The sequence below is a fragment of the Pseudoalteromonas sp. 20-92 genome (assembly GCF_030847595.1).
GTDB lineage: Bacteria > Pseudomonadota > Gammaproteobacteria > Enterobacterales > Alteromonadaceae > Pseudoalteromonas > Pseudoalteromonas fuliginea.
This window is the reverse complement of the sequence record NZ_JANJGQ010000029.1, coordinates 1-21,595: the sequence shown is the minus strand read 5'-3', so window position 1 is coordinate 21,595 and position 21,595 is coordinate 1. Positions and strand designations below refer to the sequence as shown.

Below are 21,595 nucleotides of genomic sequence, written 5' to 3'. Positions count from 1 at the left end.
CAGAATGAAAAATTTATCACGTTCGTTTTCGCTTTCTCTGGTTGCTGCAGGATTATTAGCATCTGGTGCTGTAAGCGCACAATCGCTAGCAATTATTAATGCAACATTACATACGTCATCTGATCAAGGTGTATTAGAAGCGGCAAGCATTGTAATGACAGATGGTAAAATCACCGCGATTAACCCAACTGAAGTGAAAGCCGATAAGGTTATTGATGCAAAAGGTCAAATTGTAACCCCTGGCTTTATTGCAAGTATTAACCAACTTGGTTTAGTTGAAGTAAGTGCAGTTGCGGGCTCGCGCGATGCAGGCGAGGATAAAGCCGGTATCGATTTTGACGTAAGCTTGGCTTACAACGCTCATTCAAGCTTAGTGCCTTATGCTCGTAAAGGCGGCGTAACACGCGATGTAATTACTCCTCATGGCGGCGATAGCATTTTTTCAGGCCTTGCGAGTGTTGTTGATTTAAGTGGTAGTTTTGACAGCGACATACAAAAGCAGGCCGCTTTAATTGTTTACTTAGGTGAGCGCAGCAAAGGCTCTCGTGCTTTTACTTTGCAAACACTGATTAATAAGCTTGATGAGCACAAAACTAAAGCTGGTAAAAAAGCCAAAAAAGATGACGACAAACCAAGTACTGAAGATAAAGTCATGGCAAAAGTACTCACTGGCGAAATGCCATTAGTGGTTGGCGTATCACGTGCGGCTGATATTATTGAGCTCATTAAAGTAAAAGAGCAATTTGGCATTAATTTAGTGCTTAACGGTGCGCAAGATGCTGTTGTAGTTAAAGAGCGCGTTGCTAAAGCAAATATCCCAGTGATCATTAGTGCAATGGATAGCTTACCAGGAAGCTTTGATTCGCTTCATGCAAGTTTAGATAATGCTAGTGTGCTTGAAAAAGCGGGCGTTAAAGTATTATTAACGGTAGGTGGCGATGCAAGCCACAACATATATCAGCTACGTTTCGATGCTGGTAATGCTGTGTCGTACGGTATGAGCCAAGAAGGTGCGTTAAAAGCGGTTACATCAAACGTTGCTGATGTATTTGGTATTAATGCAGGTAGCCTTGAAGTTGGTAAAGCCGCTGATGTAGTAATGTGGAGTAATGACCCGTTTGAACTAAGCAGCCATGTGAGCAAAATGTTTATCAATGGGGTTGAGGTATCTACACAATCTCGTCAAGATAAACTGCGTGACCGCTATACAACTGACTCAAAAATGCCACGTGCTTATACCAACCCGCAATAATGCTTAATCAATTTGAGGGATTAAATCTGACGCTAACTGCGTTAAAAATTTCTGATATAGAGCAACTAAATAACGAAATTTTTGCCTTGTTATCGACAAGATTTTCTTGCCTCAAAGTTGATCACTTAATTAAGCGAATTGGTATGATACTAAATAATTAATTAAATAAATTTAATTATTTTAAAGGCCGCTATTTTCTAAATAGCGGCCTTTTTTTAAAGTTTATACCAATCCGCAATAATACTTAATCATTTTGCGGGGCTAAACGTGTCGCTACCTGTGTTAAAAAATTCTCATTTACGACTGCATGGATGCAGAAGGTAGAGCAATGCAGGAGCAATTGCCGAGAACGACTAAATAGCAAATTTTTTGCCTAGCTATCAACACGTTTTTCCATCCTAAAAATAGATCACTTAATTAAGCGAATTGGTATCAGACATAAAAAAGCCGCTTACTTTTACAAGTAAGCGGCTTTTAAATTTAAACCAATATTTATACTAATTTAGCAAGAATATCGTTAAATGTAGTGCTTGGACGCATCGCTTTAAACGCTGCATCATCGTTAGGCTGGAAGTAACCGCCTAAATCAACTGCAGGGCCTTGCGCATCGTTAAGCTCACTTACGATTTGCTCTTTATTAGACTCAAGGTCGCTAGCAATTTGAGTAAACTGTGCATTAAGTTCACTGTCATCATTTTGCTTAGCAAGTTCTTGTGCCCAGAATAAAGATAGGAAGAAATGAGAACCACGGTTATCAATTTCTTTCACTTTACGTGAAGGAGACTTGTTTTCAGCAAGGAATGTGCCTGTCGCTTTGTCTAGTGTATCAGCAAGTACTTGTGCCTTGTTGTTACCCGTAGTTACGCTAAGGTGCTCAAGTGATGCAGCAAGTGCTAAAAATTCACCTAAAGAATCCCAACGTAAGTGATTTTCTTTTTCGAATTGTTGAACATGCTTAGGTGCAGAACCACCCGCGCCAGTTTCAAATAAGCCACCACCGTTCATAAGTGGAACAATTGAAAGCATTTTAGCACTCGTACCCAACTCTAAAATTGGGAATAAGTCTGTAAGGTAATCACGTAATACATTACCTGTTACAGAAATCGTGTCTTTACCTTCTTTAATACGCGCTAATGAGAACAATGTTGCTTCAAGCGGTGCTAAAATTTGAATATCTAGGCCAGCGGTATCGTGATCTGGTAGGTATTTGTTTACTTTTTTGATTAGCTGCGCATCATGTGCACGGTTTTCGTCTAACCAGAAAATAGCTGGAACGCCTGTTGCGCGAGCACGATTTACTGCAAGCTTAACCCAATCTTGGATTGGTGCGTCTTTAACCTGACACATACGCCAGATATCGCCTTGCTCAACACTGTGCTCAAGTAATGTATTACCATTTGCATCAACAACACGGATAGAACCGTCCGCTTTAGCTTCAAATGTTTTGTCGTGTGAACCGTATTCTTCCGCTTTTTGAGCCATAAGGCCAACGTTTGGAACGCTACCCATTGTTGTTGGATCAAACGCGCCATTTTCTTTACAAAAATCGATAGTTGCTTGGTAAACACTTGAGTAACAACGATCAGGAATTACAAAGCTAGTGTCTTGTAATTTACCATCGTTATTCCACATTTGACCGCTTGAACGGATTGCTGCAGGCATCGATGCATCGATGATCACGTCACTTGGTACGTGTAAGTTTGTAATACCACGGTCAGAATCAACCATAGCAATAGCAGGGCGGTTAGCGTAAACAGCTTGAATGTCTGCTTCGATTTCTTCGCGCTTAGCATCGTCTAGTGTTTGAATTTTAGAATATACGTCGCCTAAACCATTATTTACATCAACACCTAGCTCTTCAAAAAGCTCACCGTGTTTAGCAAATACATCTTTGTAGAATACTTTAACAGCGTGACCGAAGATGATTGGATCAGATACTTTCATCATTGTCGCTTTCATGTGAAGCGAGAATAAAACACCTTTTTCTTTAGCAGCATCAATTTCAGCAGCCAAGAAAGCTTGAAGCTTAGAAGCGCTAATGCTTGATGCATCAATTACTTCGCCAGCTAAAAGAGGTGTGCTTTGTTTAAGAACAGTAACGTCACCGTTAGTTGCAACATGTTCAATACGCACATCAGTGGCTGTATCTACAGTGACTGATTGCTCAGACCCAAAGAAATCACCTTCGCTCATGCTTGCAACGTAAGACTCTGAATCTTTGCTCCACGCACCCATTGAATGTGGGTTGTTACGTGCATATTCTTTTACAGAACCTGGTGCGCGACGATCAGAGTTACCTTCACGTAGTACTGGGTTTACTGCACTGCCTTTAATTTTGTCGTAAGCAGCTTGAATTGCTTTTTCTTCATCATTTTTAGGTTCAACAGGGTATTCTGGAAGCGCATAACCTTTTGCTTGAAGCTCTTTAATTACAGCACGCAGCTGTGGAACAGATGCACTAATGTTTGGTAATTTGATGATGTTTGCTTCTGGTGTTTTAGCAAGCTCGCCAAGTTCAGCAAGTGCATCGCCAATGCGTTGTTCTTGTGTTAAATAATCAGGGAAGCTAGCAATTACACGACCTGCTAATGAGATATCGCGAGTTTCAACTTCAACACCGGCCGCATTTGTATATGCTTGGATGATAGGTAGCAACGAGTAAGTTGCTAGTGCCGGAGCTTCGTCCGTTTTTGTATAGATAATTTTTGATGTCATCATCATTCCTAGATAGTCGACCGATAAGGTCTTATTCAACAATGCAAAGAAAATCATTACTAATGAGTAAATATTATTAAACAAGTTAATAAACACGTACGCTCGTAATGAATAGTTTGTTAGGTGTTGGTACTCAGCGTTGCTTTTTTATAAAAGCAGAATAGTCACACCTGACGAACTAGAATTGTATTTATAGCTAAAAAATCAACAAAAATAAATCAGCCTTTAGCCTAGTACATTTAAAACTGGCAAAAGTATGATAACTGTTGTGTTAATGCGCTGTTCTAGCATTAAGAGTGTAACAAGCTTAAATAAAAAGGGCCAGAGTATGAACGAGCTCAATACTCAGTTAAACAATTAACTCTTAGAACATTGGGGTATATAAAATAAATTCAAGGAAAAGGGTTGAATTTGGGCAAAAAGGGGCAATAAATAAGTGTGAAGAGATAAAAAGTATGCTTAAGGAATTAAGCGAGGATCTAAAAAGGTCACTCGCTTTAGTCGAACAGAACATTGTTCACTCTATAATGTCGCCATCAGGGGCAATATTTTTAGCGTGTAGGCCCTTAGGCCCTTGTTCTAACTCGAAAGTTACATCTTGACCAGCTTTAAGTGTTTTATATCCGTCCATTACAATAGTTGAGTAATGAGCGAAAATATCATTCTCGCAGCCGTCTTCTACGATGAAACCAAAACCTTTGGCGTTGTTGAACCATTTAACTTTACCGCAAGCCATACTTCTACATCCTTCAATAAGTTGACTAATTTAGTTATTCTAAACCGTATAATTTGCTAGACTGACTAAGGTTTAATCAATCTATGTTTGACTGTAGTTTATTTAGCCAACCAGTCAAGTGTTTTGAGTTATTTTTTTAACATTTTATTTATTTTTTATTCAAGTTTGCTTGAGTTACAAAGACAAGACTATATTTAATTATGAGTGGTATGAAAGATTCAGGTGTAATTGACACAGTTCGCGACAGTGAAAAGCAAAAGCTACAACCACCGCGAAAATATAAAGTTGTTTTAAATAACGACGACTACACGCCGATGGACTTTGTAATAGAAGTTTTAACGACGTTTTTTAATATGGATAGCGATAGAGCAACCGACGTGATGCTTCAGGTTCATGAAAAAGGTAAGGGTATTTGCGGTGTTTACAGCGCCGATGTAGCCCATACTAAGGTTGAACAAGTTAACCGCTACGCGCGTGATAACGAGCATCCACTGCTTTGTAATTGTGAGCAGGAATAAATACCAATTAGGGTGATCAAACATCCGATTGTTGTGGTATAAATTATTATCTCAGTAAGGGGTTGCCAATGCTAAACAAAGACTTAGAACTCACATTAAATGCCGCGTTTCGTGAAGCGCGCACTCGCCGTCATGAGTTTATGACCGTAGAGCACCTTTTACTTGCGCTGTTAGATAATCCTTCAGCAGGAGAAGCCCTAAATGCGTGCGGTGTTAATCTTTCTGGTTTAAAAACCGAATTATTAGAATTTATTGACGAAACAACACCCGTCATCCCAGATCTAGAAGAAGAACGTGAAACTCAGCCAACGCTTGGTTTTCAGCGTGTATTACAGCGTGCGGTGTTTCATGTGCAATCGTCAGGTAAAAATGAAGTTACTGGCGTAAACGTGCTAGTTGCTATTTTTTCAGAGCAAGAGAGCCAAGCTGTTTATTTACTTAAAAAGCAAGATGTATCGCGTTTAGATATTGTTAACTTTATTTCACACGGTATTTCTAAAGCCGATGATGAGTTAGGGGATGACACCGATGATATTCATGAAGAAGTGCAAGAAGTACAAAATGAAGAAGCAAGCAAGCTAGACAGCTTTACAACCAACTTAAACGTTCAAGCACGTGAAGGCAATATAGACCCTTTGATTGGACGTGACAGCGAAGTAGAGCGCACGGTACAAGTATTGTGTCGTCGCAAAAAGAACAACCCATTACTAGTTGGTGAAGCAGGTGTTGGTAAGACAGCAATTGCCGAAGGCTTAGCGTATCGTATTGTTAACGAGCAAGTACCAGAAGTCATTGCTGATGCAGTTGTGTACTCGCTAGATATGGGGGCATTGCTTGCAGGTACTAAATACCGTGGCGATTTTGAAAAGCGCTTCAAAAGTTTATTAAAAGAGCTACAAGCACAACCTGGGTCTATTTTATTTATTGATGAAATACATACCATAATAGGTGCTGGCGCAGCGTCTGGTGGTGTTATGGACGCATCAAACTTACTTAAACCACTTCTTTCAAGTGGTAAGTTACGTTGTATGGGTTCAACCACTTACAATGAGTATAAAAATATTTTTGAGAAAGACCGTGCATTAGTACGCCGTTTTCAAAAAATTGATGTACTTGAACCAAGTGTTGCTGATACCACTAAAATTTTAAATGGATTAAAAGAGCGTTACGAAGAGCACCATGGTATTCGCTACACTCAAAAAGCATTAAAAGCAGCTGCTGAACTTAGTGCTAAATACATTAATGAGCGCCACTTGCCAGATAAAGCAATTGATGTAATTGATGAAGCGGGCGCTAACCAACGTTTACAGCCTAGTTCTAAACGTAAAAAAACCATTGGCGTGGCAGATATAGAACTAATTATATCTAAAATGGCACGTATCCCAGCGCAAAGCGTATCGTCAACAGATAAAGAAACGCTTAAAAATCTAGACCGTAATCTTAAAATGCTTGTGTTTGGGCAAGATCAATCTATTGACGCGCTTACATCAGCTATTCGTTTATCTCGCTCTGGTTTATCAAGCGAAGAAAAACCAGTTGGCTCGTTCTTATTTGCAGGACCTACCGGTGTGGGTAAAACAGAAGTCACTAAACAGCTTGCTAAATGCATGGGTGTTGAGTTTATTCGTTTTGATATGTCTGAATATGTAGAGCGCCATGCTATAAGTCGACTAATTGGTGCTCCACCAGGATATGTTGGCTTTGAGCAAGGTGGTTTATTAACAGAAGCTGTTATTAAAAACCCACATGCAGTTGTACTTTTAGATGAGATTGAAAAAGCGCATCCAGACATTTATAACATCCTGCTACAGGTAATGGATCACGGTACGTTAACCGATAATAACGGTCGTAAAGCCGATTTTAGAAATGTAGTTGTGGTAATGACAACTAACGCTGGTGTGCAAGAAACCACACGTAAGTCGATTGGTTTTACAGAGCAAGATCACACGCATGATGCAATGGGCGAAATTAATAAAGTATTCTCGCCAGAATTTAGAAACCGTTTAGATAACATCATTTGGTTTAATCACCTTGAACGTGAAGTTATTTTAATGGTGGTTGATAAATTTATTGTGGAGCTGCAATCCCAGCTTGATAAAAAATCGGTTAACCTTGAGCTTACGTCTAAAGCACGTGAGTGGTTGGCAGATAAAGGCTACGATAAAGCAATGGGTGCACGACCAATGGCACGTGTTATTCAAGAAGAGCTTAAAAAGCAATTAGCTAACGAAATACTGTTTGGTGAACTTGTTGATGGCGGTACGGTTAAAGTATCGGTTAAAGACAAGAAGATTCGGTTTGATTACGAGAGTAGCTTAACACCAGCGTAAAACGTTAATTAAAAAATTTAGTTAAATAAAATGGCTCGCTACATAATAGCGGGCCATTTTTTTGCCCTTTTTTATAGGCAACAAAAAACCCAGTAAAAACTGGGCTTTTTGTTTATTAAATGTAATTGCTAGTCAATGTCTATCAATTACATTTAATAAACGCTTAAAGCTAGTAAAACACTAGCCAAAAACTAAATCTCGTTTACGCACTTACTTAGCGAGCACGGAATACGATACGACCTTTCGATAAATCGTAAGGAGTCATTTCTACCGTTACTTTATCGCCGGTTAAAATACGGATATAGTTTTTGCGCATTTTGCCTGAAATATGAGCCACAACTACGTGACCATTTTCTAGCTCAACTCGGAACATTGTATTTGGTAAAGTATCAAGGACTGTCCCTTGCATTTCGATTACGTCTTCTTTCGCCATGTTTAGCGTAACACCTCTTTAATAGTTAAACGCTGCAGATTTTGCCCAAAATACACCAATAAGTAAAGGCGCAGGGGCTATATTTGCAAATTAAATAGCCACCCACTCATCATTAAGCTGTTTTTGAGCTGGTAAAAACTGAGTTTTGTACTTCATTTTGTTGCATTCATCAATTTGATAGCCCAAGTACACGTATTGCTTATTTTGCTCTTTTGCAAATCTAAGCTGCTCTAATATCATCACAGAGCCTAAACTATAGTGTTCAAAATCGGGGTCGAAAAAGGTATAGATTGCAGAAATAGCGCTATTCATACAATCAGTTACGGCAACTGCGACTAAAGTATCTTGGTGCCATAGTTCAATAAATGTGATTTTGAGCCAACTGCAAAGTAAAAAGCTTTGAAACTGTTCTTTTTCAGGAGGATACATACTTCCATCCCGGTGACGCATTGTTATGTACTTACTATAAAGCGGATAGTACTCAGGTCGCTCTTGCGTCGAATATTTCACTTCAAACTGGCTTTTTGCTTTGTTTAGTTTACGTTTTTGCGATTTTGAGGGGATAAAGTCTTGTGCTAATACACGTACAGAATTACATGCACTGCATATTGGGCAATGCGGGCGGTATATTTGGTTACCACTGCGACGAAACCCCAAACCTAATAATGACTCAAATTTGTCGGTACTGTAGCAACTAGGATCTAGAATAACTAAAAGTTGTTCTTGTCTGTTGGGCAAATAACTACAGTCAAACTCTTGGGTTAAACCAACACGTGCAGGAAGTTGTTCATTCATAGATTGCGTCAAGTTCTTGTGGCTCCCACATAATAGGGTTAACGATATAGCTATGTGCAGCTTTTAGTTTAGTCAAAAATGTTGAGCGAGGAATTACTTGTGCACCGAGGGTCATTAAATAAGGGTTTTCTAACTGGCAATCAATAAAATGCGCATTATGACGTTTAAGCCAATTTACCAGTGCCCACATCGCAAGCTTAGAGCAATTGGTTTGATGATGAAACATCGACTCGCCACAAAATACACCATTTTGCATAATACCGTATAAGCCACCTGCAAGCTCTCCGTTACTCCACACCTCTAAACTATGAGCAATGCCCGCATTGTGTGCATTAACGTAAGCGTTGAGCATGTCAGAAGTGATCCAGGTACCATCAGTGTCAAGGCGTTGATCGCGACATGCTTCTATCACCTCTTCAAAGGCATTATTAATGGTTACTCTCACAGGGTGCTTTTTTAAATGCTTACGCAGACTCTTACTTATATGAAAATCATCCAGTTCAAAAATCCCGCGTTCGCTCGGCGACCACCACATAATAGACTCATCTTCACTAAACCAAGGGAATATTCCGCTTTTGTAGGCATTACTTAGGCGAGGTAAACTTAAATCTCCGCCAATTGCGAGTAAGCCATCAGGGGATTCTAATGCGTATTCCGGATTGGGGAATGCTATATCGTTTTCGCTTAATTGGTATAGCTGATTTTTCATACAGTACTTATCTTATAATTGATCGTAAAAGTGTAACTATATTTTAGGCATAAAAAAAGGGCTGAATAATCAGCCCTATAATAATTTATTTAATTGCTTATAAATTATCTAAGAAACGTTCTGCATCAAGGGCAGCCATACAGCCAGTACCCGCTGATGTGATTGCTTGACGGTAAATGTGGTCAGACACATCACCAGCAGCAAAAACGCCTTCTACACTTGTTTGAGTCGCGTTACCGTTCAATCCAGACTCTACAACTAAGTAGCCATCTTTCATTTCTAGTTGGCCAACAAACATATCTGTATTTGGCTTATGGCCAATAGCAATAAATACACCGGCTAAATCTAGTTCTTCAGTTGCATCAGAGTGTGCATCTTTAATACGAACGCCTGTTACACCCATTTGGTCGCCTAATACTTCGTCAAGCGTGCGGTTGTAATGCATTACAACGTTACCGTTTGCTGCTTTTTCAGCAAGGCGGTCAGCAAGTATTTTTTCACTGCGGAAACTATCACGACGATGAATAACATGTACTTCGTCAGCAATGTTAGATAAGTAAAGCGCTTCTTCAACCGCCGTATTACCACCACCAACAACCGCTACTTTCTGACCTCTATAGAAAAAGCCGTCACATGTAGCACATGCCGAAACACCACGGCCTTGGAAATTAGTTTCAGACTCTAAGCCTAAGTATTTAGCAGACGCACCCGTTGCAATGATTAACGCATCACATGTGTAAGTACCTTGGTCGCCAGTTAGTGTGAAAGGGCGCTTAGATACATCTACTTTATTAATGTGATCAAACACAATTTCAGTTTCAAAGCGTTCAGCGTGCTCTTTCATACGATCCATTAATGCAGGACCTGTTAAGCCGTGTGCATCACCAGGCCAGTTTTCAACTTCAGTCGTGGTTGTTAATTGGCCACCTTGTTGAATGCCTGTAATTAAAACAGGGTTTAAATTTGCACGTGCTGCATATACTGCGGCAGTATAACCAGCTGGGCCAGAGCCTAAAATTAGTAGCTTACAATGTTTTGCTTCAGTCATTATTTTTTCCTAAACGTTTGATACGGTCTTTAATGCGCTCGATTCTAAGAAAAACAAGGCAGAAGTAAACAAAATCCGAGATTATTTTTTTTAGCAAATCGAAAAGCTGTGCAGTATTGTGTACTAGAGATTGTGGCTTTTGCGTTTAATAAAGTAAAGTAGCTCAATAAATAGACTAACAGGCAACAAAACAACGTTAATTCATGACCACTTTGATTTTTTTTGTTATGTTTTACCTAATTTTATTTGTCACTGATAAATCATGTGACCCAAGTGAATAGGCAACTATGTTATTTTGGCAGGAAAAACCCGCATTCGGGTTGACTTCAAAAGACGTTAACGTCTTAACCAATGCGCAAGATTACCGAACGCAATTGCTACGTTTGATCTGTAGCGCAAAAAAACGAATTTATATCACAGCGCTTTATTTACAAGATGACGAAGCAGGTCGCGAAATTTTAGAAGCTTTGCATCGTGTGTCATTAACAAACCCAGCACTTGAAATAAAAGTGCTGGTGGATTTTCATCGTGCGCAACGTGGTCTTATTGGTGCAGAGAAGTCTGACGGCAATGCAAGTTTATACTGTGACGATTTAGAAAAGTTTAAATCGAACGTACAAGTTTATGGCGTACCTGTAAAAGCTAAAGAATTATTTGGCGTATTGCATTTAAAGGGGTTTGTCATTGACGATACCTTACTTTACAGCGGCGCAAGCTTAAACAACGTGTATTTGCAGTATAACGAGCGTTACAGACTCGACCGTTACTTTTTAATAACGCAGAGCGAGCTGTGTGACTCAGTGGTTGATTTTATTGAGACAAAGCTAATTAGCTCCGTTGCTGTGCCACGCATAGACACACGACCGCTTAAACGTTTACACGACTTCAAACTTGACCAAAAGCAATTAATGCGTGATTTAAAGGCCGCCAGTTATAACGCAGCAGAGCAACTAAATACGCAAGCATTAGGTATTCGTTTATTTTTGGGGCTTGGCCGTCGTAATAACGAATTAAATCGTTTAATAAAAGCGTTATTTGATACCACAGAGCAAGAGCTTGTGTTGTATACGCCATACTTTAATTTTCCGGCGCCGCTTATGCGATCACTGCGCCGTTTATTAAAGCAAGGCAAACAAGTGACTATTGTGGTAGGCGATAAAACAGCAAATGACTTTTATTTACCGCCAAGTGAGCCGTTTAGTAAAATAGGGGCACTACCTTATTTATACGAAACTATTTTGCATAAGTTTGTAAAAACGCAAAAACGCCATATCGATAACGGCAATTTAAATGTGTATTTGTGGAAAGATGGAAGTAATTCGTTTCATTTAAAAGGTATTTGTTCAGATAGAACAAAACATTTACTGAGCGGGCATAACTTAAATCCACGTGCATGGGGCCTTGATATCGAAAATGGTATTTTAATAGAAGATCCAGAGCAAACAATTATGGATGCCATTGATAACGAAAAGCATGAAATTTTACAACACTGTCGCCGTTTAACAGGCCCAGATGATTTAGAAACGATGGATGATTACCCGCAGCCAGTTAAAAAACTACTTGGCCAAGCTAAGCGTGTAAAAGTAGATTTTATAATCAAGCGTTTTATCTAAACCAGTTTATCTAAATCTGAAATTTAAATATAAAAAAAGCAGCTAATTAGCTGCTTTTTTTATGGGTTGTAGTTAGGTAGCTACATTGCTTAATACCAACCTAACTACAAAACGCTAAATTATGCGTTTTCTACCGCTGTGCGTGGGTCAACATATTCCATGTTGAACGCTTGTGCTACTTCTTTGTAAGTTACTTGGCCTTTAATTACGTTTAAGCCTTTTAAGAAGTGAGCGTCATCTAGTAGCGCCTTTTTATAACCTTTATTTGCAAGGTTAATGATGAAAGGCAATGTTGCATTGTTAAGTGCAAACGTAGATGTGCGTGGAACAGCACCTGGCATGTTAGCAACACAGTAGTGAACAACTTCATCAACGATGAAAGTAGGATCAGCATGCGTCGTTGCTTTAGAGGTAGCAATACAGCCACCTTGGTCGATTGCAACGTCAACAATTGCAGAGCCAGGTTTCATTGCTTTAATGTGCTCTGCAGTGACTAGTTTAGGTGCAGCTGCACCTGGGATTAGTACGCCACCAATTACTAAATCAGCTTCTAGTACGTGTTTTTCTAGTGCATCAGCAGTTGAGTAAATAGCTTTTACTTTATTACCAAATTGCGCGTCTAGTGCACGTAATACGTCGATGTTACGATCAAGAACCACAACTTCAGCACCAAGGCCAACAGCCATTTGAGCTGCGCTACGACCAACCATGCCGCCGCCAATTACAACAACTTTAGCTGCTTCAACACCTGGTACGCCACCTAATAGCATGCCGCGACCGTGGTTAGATTTTTCTAGCGCTTGTGCACCAGCTTGAATAGACATACGACCAGCCACTTCGCTCATAGGCGCAAGAAGCGGTAAACCACCGCGAGAGTCAGTTACAGTTTCGTATGCAATACAAATAGCTTTGCTTTTTACAAGGTCTTCAGTTTGTGGAAGATCAGGTGCAAGGTGTAAGTAAGTGAAAAGGATTTGGTCTTCACGCAACATTGCACGTTCAACAGCTTGTGGCTCTTTTACTTTTACAATCATGTCGGCTTTAGCGAAAACATCAGCAGCAGTTGCTAAAATTTCAGCACCTGCTTGTGTGTAGTCTTCGTTAGTAAAACCAATCCCCATGCCTGCATCAGTTTCTACAATCACTTGGTGACCGTGGTTTACTAATTCACGAACACTCGCAGGAACCATACCTACACGGTATTCATGGTTTTTAATTTCTTTAGGTACACCAATAATCATAACATTTGCCTTATTAAGAACGGATTAACATTTTTCACTATTATATTCATCATAAGCCAGTGTGTCTCACCTTTTTTAAAGTGGGTTCTAGTGTTATTATCTAAATAATAAAAATAAACAGCATAAAAAACTAGTTGGTACTATGCATCAGTTATTAGATAGAATTGACCGGAAAATTTTGATGGAATTACAACATGATGGACGCCTTTCCAATGTTGAACTGGCCAGACGAGTTGGCCTAAGCGCCACGCCCTGTCTCGAACGGGTAAAAAAACTAGAACGAGAAGGTTACATATTAGGTTACAAAGCAGTGGTCGACCCTGCTAAGCTTGGGCAAGGTTTATCGGTGTATGTAGAGGTAACAATTACCAAAACATCACCCGATGTATTTGATGAGTTCAGTGCTGCTGTAAAAAAGCATGAAGAAATTATAGAATGCCATTTGGTGTCGGGTAATTTCGACTTTTTACTTAAAACACGCGTAAATGATATGTCAGAATACCGTGGCGTATTAGGCGACATACTATTGAAACTTCCAAATGTAAGTGAAAGCCGTACTTATGTAGTAATGGAAGAAGTAAAAGGTGAAGAAGGTGTAATTATTCGCCCGTATATTGCTTAACAGTATTTATAATAGGCTGACATTTGCTTTTATCTGCCTAAATTATAAAAACGTGTTCATAATCAGGCCATCAAGGTTAAGATAAAGTGCAACAAATTGCATTTCCTGCTAAGGTATTTCACTGCTAAGTAAGTGTGAATAAAATAGAATAATAAAGAGGAATAGGGAACTATGCGCCTAAACGGTGTGCAAAGACTATTAGAAACAGGGCTGATTATCAGTACCTTTACAGCAATATTTATTTTATGTGCCTTAATCAGCTTTGATCCAGTTGATCCTTCGTGGTCGCAAACTGGTGAATTTAGAAACGTAAAAAATATTACGGGCACAGCTGGTGCATGGATAGCTGACATTTTATTACTTACTTTTGGTTGGTTGGCTTATTTAGTACCTGCTGCCATTCAATTATTTGGCTACTTGTTATTTAAACAACCTCACCGCATTTTACAGCTTGATTACACTACTTTAGCGCTGCGAGTTATTGGTTTTGCTTTATTTATTACCTCAGCTACCGCTATTAGCAGTATCAACTTTGACGATATTTATAACTTCTCTTCTGGTGGGGTAGTGGGCGATGTTATTGCATCAGCCATGATGCCTGCATTTAACTTTACCGGTACATCTATATTATTGCTGTGTTTCTTTTTTGCAGGGCTTACCTTATTAACGGGTGTATCGTGGGTTGATTTTGTTGATTATCTTGGCGATTTAATGGTTAGGTTTTATCGTTTTATCGTGTCGTATGCAAAAGGCTGGATGCACCGAGAACACGCTGCAGGTACAGTAAATAATAACGATGAAGTAGACGCCCATTTTGAAGACGATATAAAAGAGCAAATAGAGCTGCCTACATCGGCTAAAAAAGCAGATAAACAAAAAGCAATTAACAAACCGCAAACGCCATTTAGCGAGCCACAAATTAGTGATGACTTTATGCCGTTTGATGAACTCGACGATATACTCGATCAAGAAATTGGCTTTAGCGCCATAGACGACGAGCCAATGGACACGGCTGCTGCATTAAATGCACTTGATCAAAGCCAAGTTGTAGAACCTGAAAAGCCAGTTACAACGGTTGTATCACCAGCAAGGCCAATGCCTAAGCCAAAAGCAGCCTATCAGCCACCACCAACAGCAAAAGAAAAATTTGAGCAATTATTAACGCAAGAGCCACCACCGGGGCCATTACCGTCACTCGATTTACTCGATAGACCGGACAAAGCTAAAAACCCAATTTCGCAAGAAGAACTCGATACAGTATCGCGCCTAGTAGAGACAAAGCTGCTCGACTTTAACGTACAAGCAACCGTAGTAGCAGTATACCCAGGCCCCGTTGTTACGCGTTTTGAGCTAGATTTAGCGCCAGGTATTAAAGTGTCTAAAATTACGGGCTTGGCTAAAGATTTAGCCCGTTCGCTTTCGGCAATTAGTGTACGTGTTGTAGAAGTTATTCCAGGTAAAACCTATGTTGGTATTGAACTTCCAAATAAACACCGTGAAATAGTTCGTTTATCAGAAGTAATAAACGCCCCTAAATTTGAGCAAAATCCGTCGCCACTTACCATGGTGCTTGGTAAAGACATTGCCGGTCAGCCGGTATGTGCTGATTTAGGTAAAATGCCACACTTATTGGTGGCCGGTACAACCGGTTCGGGTAAATCAGTGGGCGTTAATGTCATGATAGTAAGCTTGCTGTACAAATCGGGTCCTGACGATGTACGTATGATCATGATTGACCCTAAAATGCTTGAGCTTTCAGTATATGAAGGCATTCCGCATTTATTGTGTGAAGTAGTGACCGACATGAAAGAAGCCGCTAACGCACTGCGTTGGTGTGTAGGTGAAATGGAACGTCGTTATAAATTAATGTCAGCATTGGGTGTGCGTAACTTAAAAGGTTACAACCAAAAAGTGCTTGAAGCCAATGAAGCGGGTTACCCAATTCTTGATCCATTATTTAAAGACACCGATGGCATGAAAGAAGGCCCCGACGAGCTAGGTAAATTACCAAGTATTGTTGTAGTAATAGACGAATTTGCCGACATGATGATGATTGTAGGTAAAAAAGTAGAAGAACTTATTGCACGTATAGCCCAAAAGGCACGTGCGGCAGGCATTCACTTAGTGCTTGCTACGCAGCGTCCGTCGGTTGATGTAATTACCGGCTTAATTAAAGCTAATATCCCAACACGTATGGCGTTTCAGGTATCGAGCAAAATAGATTCACGGACAATACTTGACCAACAAGGCGCCGAAAACTTACTAGGTATGGGTGACATGCTTTATTTACCGCCAGGCACTAGCGTACCAGAGCGTGTGCACGGCGCATTTGTAGACGACCACGAAGTACATGCCGTAGTAAACGATTGGAAAGCGCGTGCTAAACCAAATTATATTGATGAAATACTCAATGGTGATGCCAGTGAAGATATTTTATTACCAGGTGAAGCTAGCGAAAACGCAGATGAAGAATCAGACCCGTTATACGACGAAGCTGTGTCGTTTGTAATTGAAACCGGCAAAGTATCGGTATCGTCAGTGCAACGTAAATTACGTGTTGGCTATAACCGCGCAGCACGTTTAGTAGAACAAATGGAAACATCGGGTATCGTGAGTTCACCAGGTCATAACGGTGCTCGCGATGTATTAGTGCCTAATGGAGCAAATTCATGAAAAAAGTTAACGCCTTATTATTAGTATTAGGCAGCGTACTTGCCGCACCAAGCTTTGCTGACGACAGCCAAGCATTACAAGACCAACTTGCCACTTTAAAAAGCTTTAAAGCGCAGTTTGCACAACAAGTAACAGACAAAGAAGGCCAAGCAGTTATGCAAGGCGAGGGCACAATAGCGCTTCAACAGCCTATGATGATTCGCTGGCAGCAAACAAACCCAGACGATACGTTATTTGTATCAAACGGTGATAAAACTTATTACTTCGACAGCTTTGCTGAACAAGTAACAATTATGAAAACCAGCGGTTTAATCGATTCAACACCGTTTGTGTTACTTACCTCAAAAGATCCAGCACAATGGGAAAAGTACAGCGTACTTGCAACAAATACAGGTTTTAGCGTAACACCAAATAAAGGCGTAGAAAGCCAAGTAGAACAACTTGATATAACCTTTGCAGGTAATGAGCAAGGCCTTGCTAAATTAGTAGTTACCGACAATTCAGGGCAGCTATCGTCATTTACATTTAATGATGCACAAGTTAATGCGCCGCTTGATAAAAGCACTTTTGAATTTACGCCTCCTGAAGGTGTTGAAATAGACGATCAGAGTAAAGGTGAGTAATTTAGGTTTTAATTTTGGGCCCGATGTACGCCCACTTGCCGCGCGTATGCGCCCTACAACGCTTGATGAATACATTGGTCAGCAGCATTTATTAAGCGCTGATAAACCACTGCATCAAGCTATTGTCGCAGGGCGATGCCATAGTTTAATTTTATGGGGCCCGCCCGGTGTTGGTAAAACAACGCTTGCGCAAATAATTGCCAACCATGCTGATGCCTCACTTATTCAAATGTCAGCGGTAACCGCAGGCGTAAAAGATATACGCGATAGCGTAACGCAAGCGCGGGACAACCTAGAAAGCCGTGGCCAACGCACCCTTATGTTTGTTGACGAAGTTCATCGCTTTAATAAATCCCAACAAGATGCCTTTTTACCGCACATAGAAGACGGCACCTTTATATTTGTAGGTGCAACCACAGAAAACCCATCGTTTGCCCTTAACAACGCTATATTGTCGCGTGCGCGCGTGTATGTTTTAAAATCGCTTGCCGATACCGACTTATATACCGTAATAGAACGTGCACTTAAACAAGACGAGCAGCTAAGCCAAAAGCACATCACTATTGCCGACAACGCCAAACAGGCACTGTGCCAAGCAAGTGGCGGCGATGCGCGTAAAGTACTTAATTTACTTGAACAAGCGGTTGATTTAACAACCGAGAAAAACGGTCAATACAACGTAGACGAGCACGTACTTAGCCAAGTGCTACCAACGCATTTAGCTAAATACGATAAAGGCGGCGATGAGTTTTACGATTTAATATCGGCCTTTCATAAATCAGTACGAGGTAGCTCCCCCGACGGAGCGTTGTATTGGTATTGCCGAATTTTAGCCGGTGGCGGCGACCCTTTGTATGTAGCAAGGCGTTTACTTGCCATAGCTACAGAGGACATAGGTAACGCCGATCCGCGTGCGATGGAAGTAGCCTTAAATGCGTGGGATATATTTCAGCGAGTAGGCCCAAGCGAGGGCGAGCGTGCAATTGCACAAGCCACATTGTATTTAGCCAGTGCACCTAAAAGTAATGCGGTGTATATGGCGTTTAATCAAGCAAAAGCAGACGCTCAAAACGAGCCAAGTTATCCCGTACCAGAGCATTTACGTAATGCCCCAACTAATTTAATGAAAGACTTAGGGTATGGCGCTGAGTACCGTTATGCGCATAACGAAGAAGGCGCATTTGCCGCAGGAGAAAAATACTTACCACCTGAAATGGAGGGCAAAGAATATTACTTACCGAGCGAGCGCGGCCTTGAGCAAAAAATTAAACAAAAACTCGATTACCTAAAAGAGCGCGATGCACAAAGCCCACTTAAACGATACGAAAATGATTAAACTTTATATGATGATCGCCCTTGGCGGAGCCTCAGGTGCGTGTTTACGGTTTTTTATTAGCGAAAGCATGCTAAAACTCCTCGGTAGGGGATTCCCTTTTGGCACGTTGACGGTTAATATTCTGGGTTCATTGTTAATGGGCATTTTGTACGGTTTGATAGATAAAGAAATTATCACCGCAAGCCCCGCCAAAACCCTTATCGGTATTGGCTTTTTAGGTGCATTAACCACCTTTTCAACATTCTCAATGGACTCGTTGTTGTTATTACAACAAGGTCACTTTATTAAAATGGCCCTCAATATCATCTTAAACGTGATGGTGTGTATTTTTATGGCTTGGCTGGGCCTTCAGCTAGTAATGCAAAAAGGTTAAAAAACTAACATGTTAGATTCTAAATTTTTACGTCAAGACATCGAACAAACTGCAGCACGTTTAGCGGCGCGCGGTTACGAACTCGATGTAGCGACGGTAACGGCACTTGAAGAAAAACGCAAAACATTACAAGTAAAAACGCAAGAACTTCAAAGTCAACGTAATGCAAGCGCAAAAGCAATTGGTCAAGCCAAAGCTAAAGGCGAAGACGCACAGCCACTACTTGATGCAGTGGCTAACTTAGGCAGTGAGCTAGATGCCGCTAAAACTGAGCAAGATGAAGTATTAGCCGCCATTAACGACATTGCTTTAGCAATTCCAAACTTGCCAGACGAGTCAGTACCCGCGGGTAAAGACGAAGACGACAACGTTGAGATTTTAACGTGGGGCACACCTAAAAAATTCGATTTTGAAGTAAAAGACCACGTAGATGTAGGCCAAGACCTAAACGGCTTAGACTTTGAAATGGGCGTTAAAATTAGTGGCGCACGCTTTACAGTAATGCGCGGCCAAGTAGCGCGTATGCACCGTGCACTAACGCAATTTATGCTAGATACACACGCTGATAAAAACGGCTACACAGAAATGTATGTACCGTACCTAGTAAATAGCGCAAGCCTTTACGGCACGAGCCAACTACCTAAATTTGCGGGCGATTTATTCCACACATTAGGCCTTGTAAATGACGACGGCGAACAACAAGCCGGCTTTAGCTTAATTCCTACAGCTGAAGTACCGCTTACAAACAGCGCCCGTGACGAAATTTACGATGAAAGCGATTTACCAATTCGTTTAGTTGCACACACGCCGTGTTTCAGAAGTGAAGCCGGCAGCTATGGCCGCGATACACGTGGCTTAATTCGTCAACACCAGTTTGATAAAGTTGAACTTGTACAACTTGTAAAACCAGAAGACTCAATGGCAACGCTTGAAGAGTTAACAGGTCACGCAGAGCAAATACTACAAGCGCTTGAACTTCCGTACCGTAAAGTAATTTTATGTATGGGCGACATGGGCTTTGGCTCAGCTAAGACATACGATTTAGAAGTATGGTTACCTGCGCAAGACACATACCGCGAAATTTCATCATGTTCAAACATGGCTGACTTTCAGGCGCGTAGAATGCAAGCACGTTTTCGTCGTGAAGGTGTTAAAAAGCCAGAGTTACTACATACACTAAATGGTTCAGGCTTAGCCGTTGGCCGTACACTAGTAGCGATACTAGAAAACTACCAACAAGCCGATGGTACAGTTGTTGTGCCAGAGGTTTTACGCCCATACATGGGTGGACTTGAAGTAATTGGTAAACAATAAAAATCAAGTTTAAGTTAAGCAAGCTTGAAGCTTGTAAATCTTAATTCGAAAGCCGTTGTTTGTAATGAACAGCGGCTTTTTTGTTTTAGGTTAAAGGCAAAAGCTTAGAGAAAAATGTAAGTTATCTTATTAATAATATCGCTTACACCTATTTTTATGGCTCATTACTTTTTTGTCCGATATTACTGATCTCTACCATTTTGGGGTATTTCTACATCAAGGAAACTTAAATATCGGCTAACTAGTTGTTTACAAGTCCTTATTAGCTGGTTAAATTAGAACCTTTGTAATATTTGGACATTTGTCGGTTTATAAAGCGACAAATGTCGGATACAAAGTTGTTAGGTATTTAGCAAAGTATGAAGAAGATTTTAGATTATAGTCAATTTCTCCAGGAAGATGGATTTCAGGATCGAGACCCTGAAATCCAAAATATGAATAGCAATAGACATTTATTTTACAACACACCAAAGGATATTTGTCCATTCTGTAAAATATCGACTTCAATTGCATATACAAATAAATCATTTGATCGGCCTGACTGGTTAAGTGGTGGTTTTTATGAGATTAAAGAAAATGTGAGTACTTGTAGTTCGTGTGGCTGGTGGAGAACTACAATCAATAAAGAGACTACTGGAGACATAGATGCAATTTCAGTAGAAATCAAAAATGCGGTGCTTAGAAAATATGATCTAAGTGGAAAAGACGTTCCAATCCAGGTTCTTGAAACATACTTGTCTAATAAATTTGAAGATGTAATTCATATTCACGATCAAAATATGGAAAAATTAGTACAATCTGTTTTTTCCGAACATTTTGACTGTGACGTTACTCATATGGGTAAGTCTGGTGATGGTGGAATTGATTTGTTTTTTATTGATTCAGAAAAACCGAATGTAGTTCAAGTCAAGAGAAGGAAAAAATTGAAGAAAACTGAATCAGTTAGTTTTATTCGTGAGTTTTTGGGGGCGGCTTTACTAAAGAAAAGTAAAAACCTAATCTATGTATCTACAGCAGACAAATTTTCAACTCCTGCGGTAGATGCTTCTAAAGAAGCAGTTTCAGAAGGAATCGTAGAGAGTTATGAGTTATACAACTTTTCTAGGTTTGAAGAAATATTGAAACTATATAAATCAACTGATGATGAGCCAGCTTGGAAGAGTCATATAGGTTTAGGTTAATAAATACCTAACAACACGCCCTGAGGTGGACAGCAAGCGCTAAAGCTCACTTTCCACCGCAAATTTTAACAGCGGTGATCCCT

18 protein-coding genes are annotated in these 21,595 nt (G+C 40.3%); 11 read left to right on the top strand and 7 right to left on the bottom strand.

From position 1 onward, the window contains the following. Window positions 1-4 precede the first annotated feature (4 nt). Window positions 5-1,252 (top strand): amidohydrolase family protein, encoded by a 1,248-nt coding sequence (locus NRL14_RS18515; RefSeq protein ID WP_007375661.1) that lies wholly within the window; start codon window positions 5-7, stop codon window positions 1,250-1,252. Window positions 1,253-1,744: 492 nt separating this feature from the next. Here the strand turns inward: NRL14_RS18515 and NRL14_RS18510 are convergent, their stop codons facing one another. Together NRL14_RS18510 and cspD are read right to left on the bottom strand one after the other, a co-directional pair. Beyond that, window positions 1,745-3,967, bottom strand: coding sequence for an NADP-dependent isocitrate dehydrogenase (locus NRL14_RS18510; protein ID WP_149605844.1), 2,223 nt, complete (start codon window positions 3,965-3,967; stop codon window positions 1,745-1,747). A gap of 517 nt (window positions 3,968-4,484) precedes the next feature. Beyond that, entirely contained in the window at window positions 4,485-4,703 is a 219-nt protein-coding gene (cspD, locus tag NRL14_RS18505; RefSeq protein ID WP_002962500.1) for a cold shock domain-containing protein CspD, read from the bottom strand. A gap of 209 nt (window positions 4,704-4,912) precedes the next feature. Between cspD and clpS the strand changes: the two genes are divergently transcribed. After that, a complete protein-coding gene (gene clpS / locus NRL14_RS18500) occupies window positions 4,913-5,221 on the top strand; it encodes an ATP-dependent Clp protease adapter ClpS (protein WP_149605845.1) in 309 nt (102 codons plus the stop codon). A gap of 68 nt (window positions 5,222-5,289) precedes the next feature. Further along, complete coding sequence (clpA, locus tag NRL14_RS18495) at window positions 5,290-7,551, top strand: ATP-dependent Clp protease ATP-binding subunit ClpA (RefSeq protein WP_306725331.1); 2,262 nt, start codon at window positions 5,290-5,292, stop codon at window positions 7,549-7,551. 214 nt (window positions 7,552-7,765) lie between these two features. On the opposite strand, the gene infA is transcribed toward clpA, so the two are convergent. The 4 genes from infA to trxB all read right to left on the bottom strand — a co-directional run bounded on the left by infA (window position 7,766) and on the right by trxB (window position 10,536). Further along, on the bottom strand, window positions 7,766-7,984 hold the full coding sequence (gene infA, locus NRL14_RS18490) for a translation initiation factor IF-1 (protein ID WP_002962494.1): 219 nt from the start codon (window positions 7,982-7,984) through the stop codon (window positions 7,766-7,768). A 90-nt stretch (window positions 7,985-8,074) separates the two neighbouring features. Beyond that, the gene (locus NRL14_RS18485; protein ID WP_149605846.1) at window positions 8,075-8,779 is read right to left on the bottom strand and encodes an arginyltransferase; all 705 of its coding nucleotides are present in this window, start codon (window positions 8,777-8,779) and stop codon (window positions 8,075-8,077) included. Further along, window positions 8,772-9,488 (bottom strand): leucyl/phenylalanyl-tRNA--protein transferase, encoded by a 717-nt coding sequence (gene aat / locus NRL14_RS18480; protein WP_306725330.1) that lies wholly within the window; start codon window positions 9,486-9,488, stop codon window positions 8,772-8,774. Before aat ends, NRL14_RS18485 begins: the two co-directional genes overlap by 8 nt. 97 nt (window positions 9,489-9,585) lie before the next feature. After that, entirely contained in the window at window positions 9,586-10,536 is a 951-nt protein-coding gene (gene trxB / locus NRL14_RS18475) for a thioredoxin-disulfide reductase (protein ID WP_149605848.1), read from the bottom strand. Window positions 10,537-10,823: 287 nt separating this feature from the next. Between trxB and pssA the strand changes: the two genes are divergently transcribed. Beyond that, entirely contained in the window at window positions 10,824-12,149 is a 1,326-nt protein-coding gene (pssA, locus tag NRL14_RS18470; RefSeq protein WP_306725329.1) for a CDP-diacylglycerol--serine O-phosphatidyltransferase, read from the top strand. A 119-nt stretch (window positions 12,150-12,268) separates the two neighbouring features. Here the strand turns inward: pssA and ald are convergent, their stop codons facing one another. Further along, window positions 12,269-13,390, bottom strand: a complete 1,122-nt coding sequence (gene ald / locus NRL14_RS18465; RefSeq protein ID WP_007375670.1) for an alanine dehydrogenase — start codon at window positions 13,388-13,390, stop codon at window positions 12,269-12,271. Between the two features lie 142 nt (window positions 13,391-13,532). Here ald and lrp point away from each other — a divergent pair, with 142 nt between their 5' ends. The 7 genes from lrp to NRL14_RS18430 all read left to right on the top strand — a co-directional run bounded on the left by lrp (window position 13,533) and on the right by NRL14_RS18430 (window position 21,512). Continuing rightward, window positions 13,533-14,012 (top strand): leucine-responsive transcriptional regulator Lrp, encoded by a 480-nt coding sequence (lrp, locus tag NRL14_RS18460; RefSeq protein WP_033014887.1) that lies wholly within the window; start codon window positions 13,533-13,535, stop codon window positions 14,010-14,012. 171 nt (window positions 14,013-14,183) lie between these two features. Then, a complete protein-coding gene (locus NRL14_RS18455; protein WP_306725328.1) occupies window positions 14,184-16,685 on the top strand; it encodes a DNA translocase FtsK in 2,502 nt (833 codons plus the stop codon). Continuing rightward, the gene (gene lolA, locus NRL14_RS18450) at window positions 16,682-17,308 is read left to right on the top strand and encodes an outer membrane lipoprotein chaperone LolA (RefSeq protein ID WP_149605851.1); all 627 of its coding nucleotides are present in this window, start codon (window positions 16,682-16,684) and stop codon (window positions 17,306-17,308) included. The genes NRL14_RS18455 and lolA overlap by 4 nt, the downstream gene beginning before the upstream one ends. After that, a complete protein-coding gene (locus NRL14_RS18445) occupies window positions 17,301-18,644 on the top strand; it encodes a replication-associated recombination protein A (protein WP_306725327.1) in 1,344 nt (447 codons plus the stop codon). The genes lolA and NRL14_RS18445 overlap by 8 nt, the downstream gene beginning before the upstream one ends. Beyond that, complete coding sequence (gene crcB, locus NRL14_RS18440; protein ID WP_021032117.1) at window positions 18,637-19,017, top strand: fluoride efflux transporter CrcB; 381 nt, start codon at window positions 18,637-18,639, stop codon at window positions 19,015-19,017. The genes NRL14_RS18445 and crcB overlap by 8 nt, the downstream gene beginning before the upstream one ends. A 9-nt stretch (window positions 19,018-19,026) precedes the next feature. After that, a complete protein-coding gene (gene serS, locus NRL14_RS18435) occupies window positions 19,027-20,331 on the top strand; it encodes a serine--tRNA ligase (RefSeq protein ID WP_002962971.1) in 1,305 nt (434 codons plus the stop codon). A gap of 359 nt (window positions 20,332-20,690) precedes the next feature. Continuing rightward, window positions 20,691-21,512: a restriction endonuclease gene (locus NRL14_RS18430; RefSeq protein ID WP_306725326.1), complete on the top strand. Its 822-nt coding sequence runs from the start codon at window positions 20,691-20,693 to the stop codon at window positions 21,510-21,512. Window positions 21,513-21,595 lie beyond the last annotated feature (83 nt).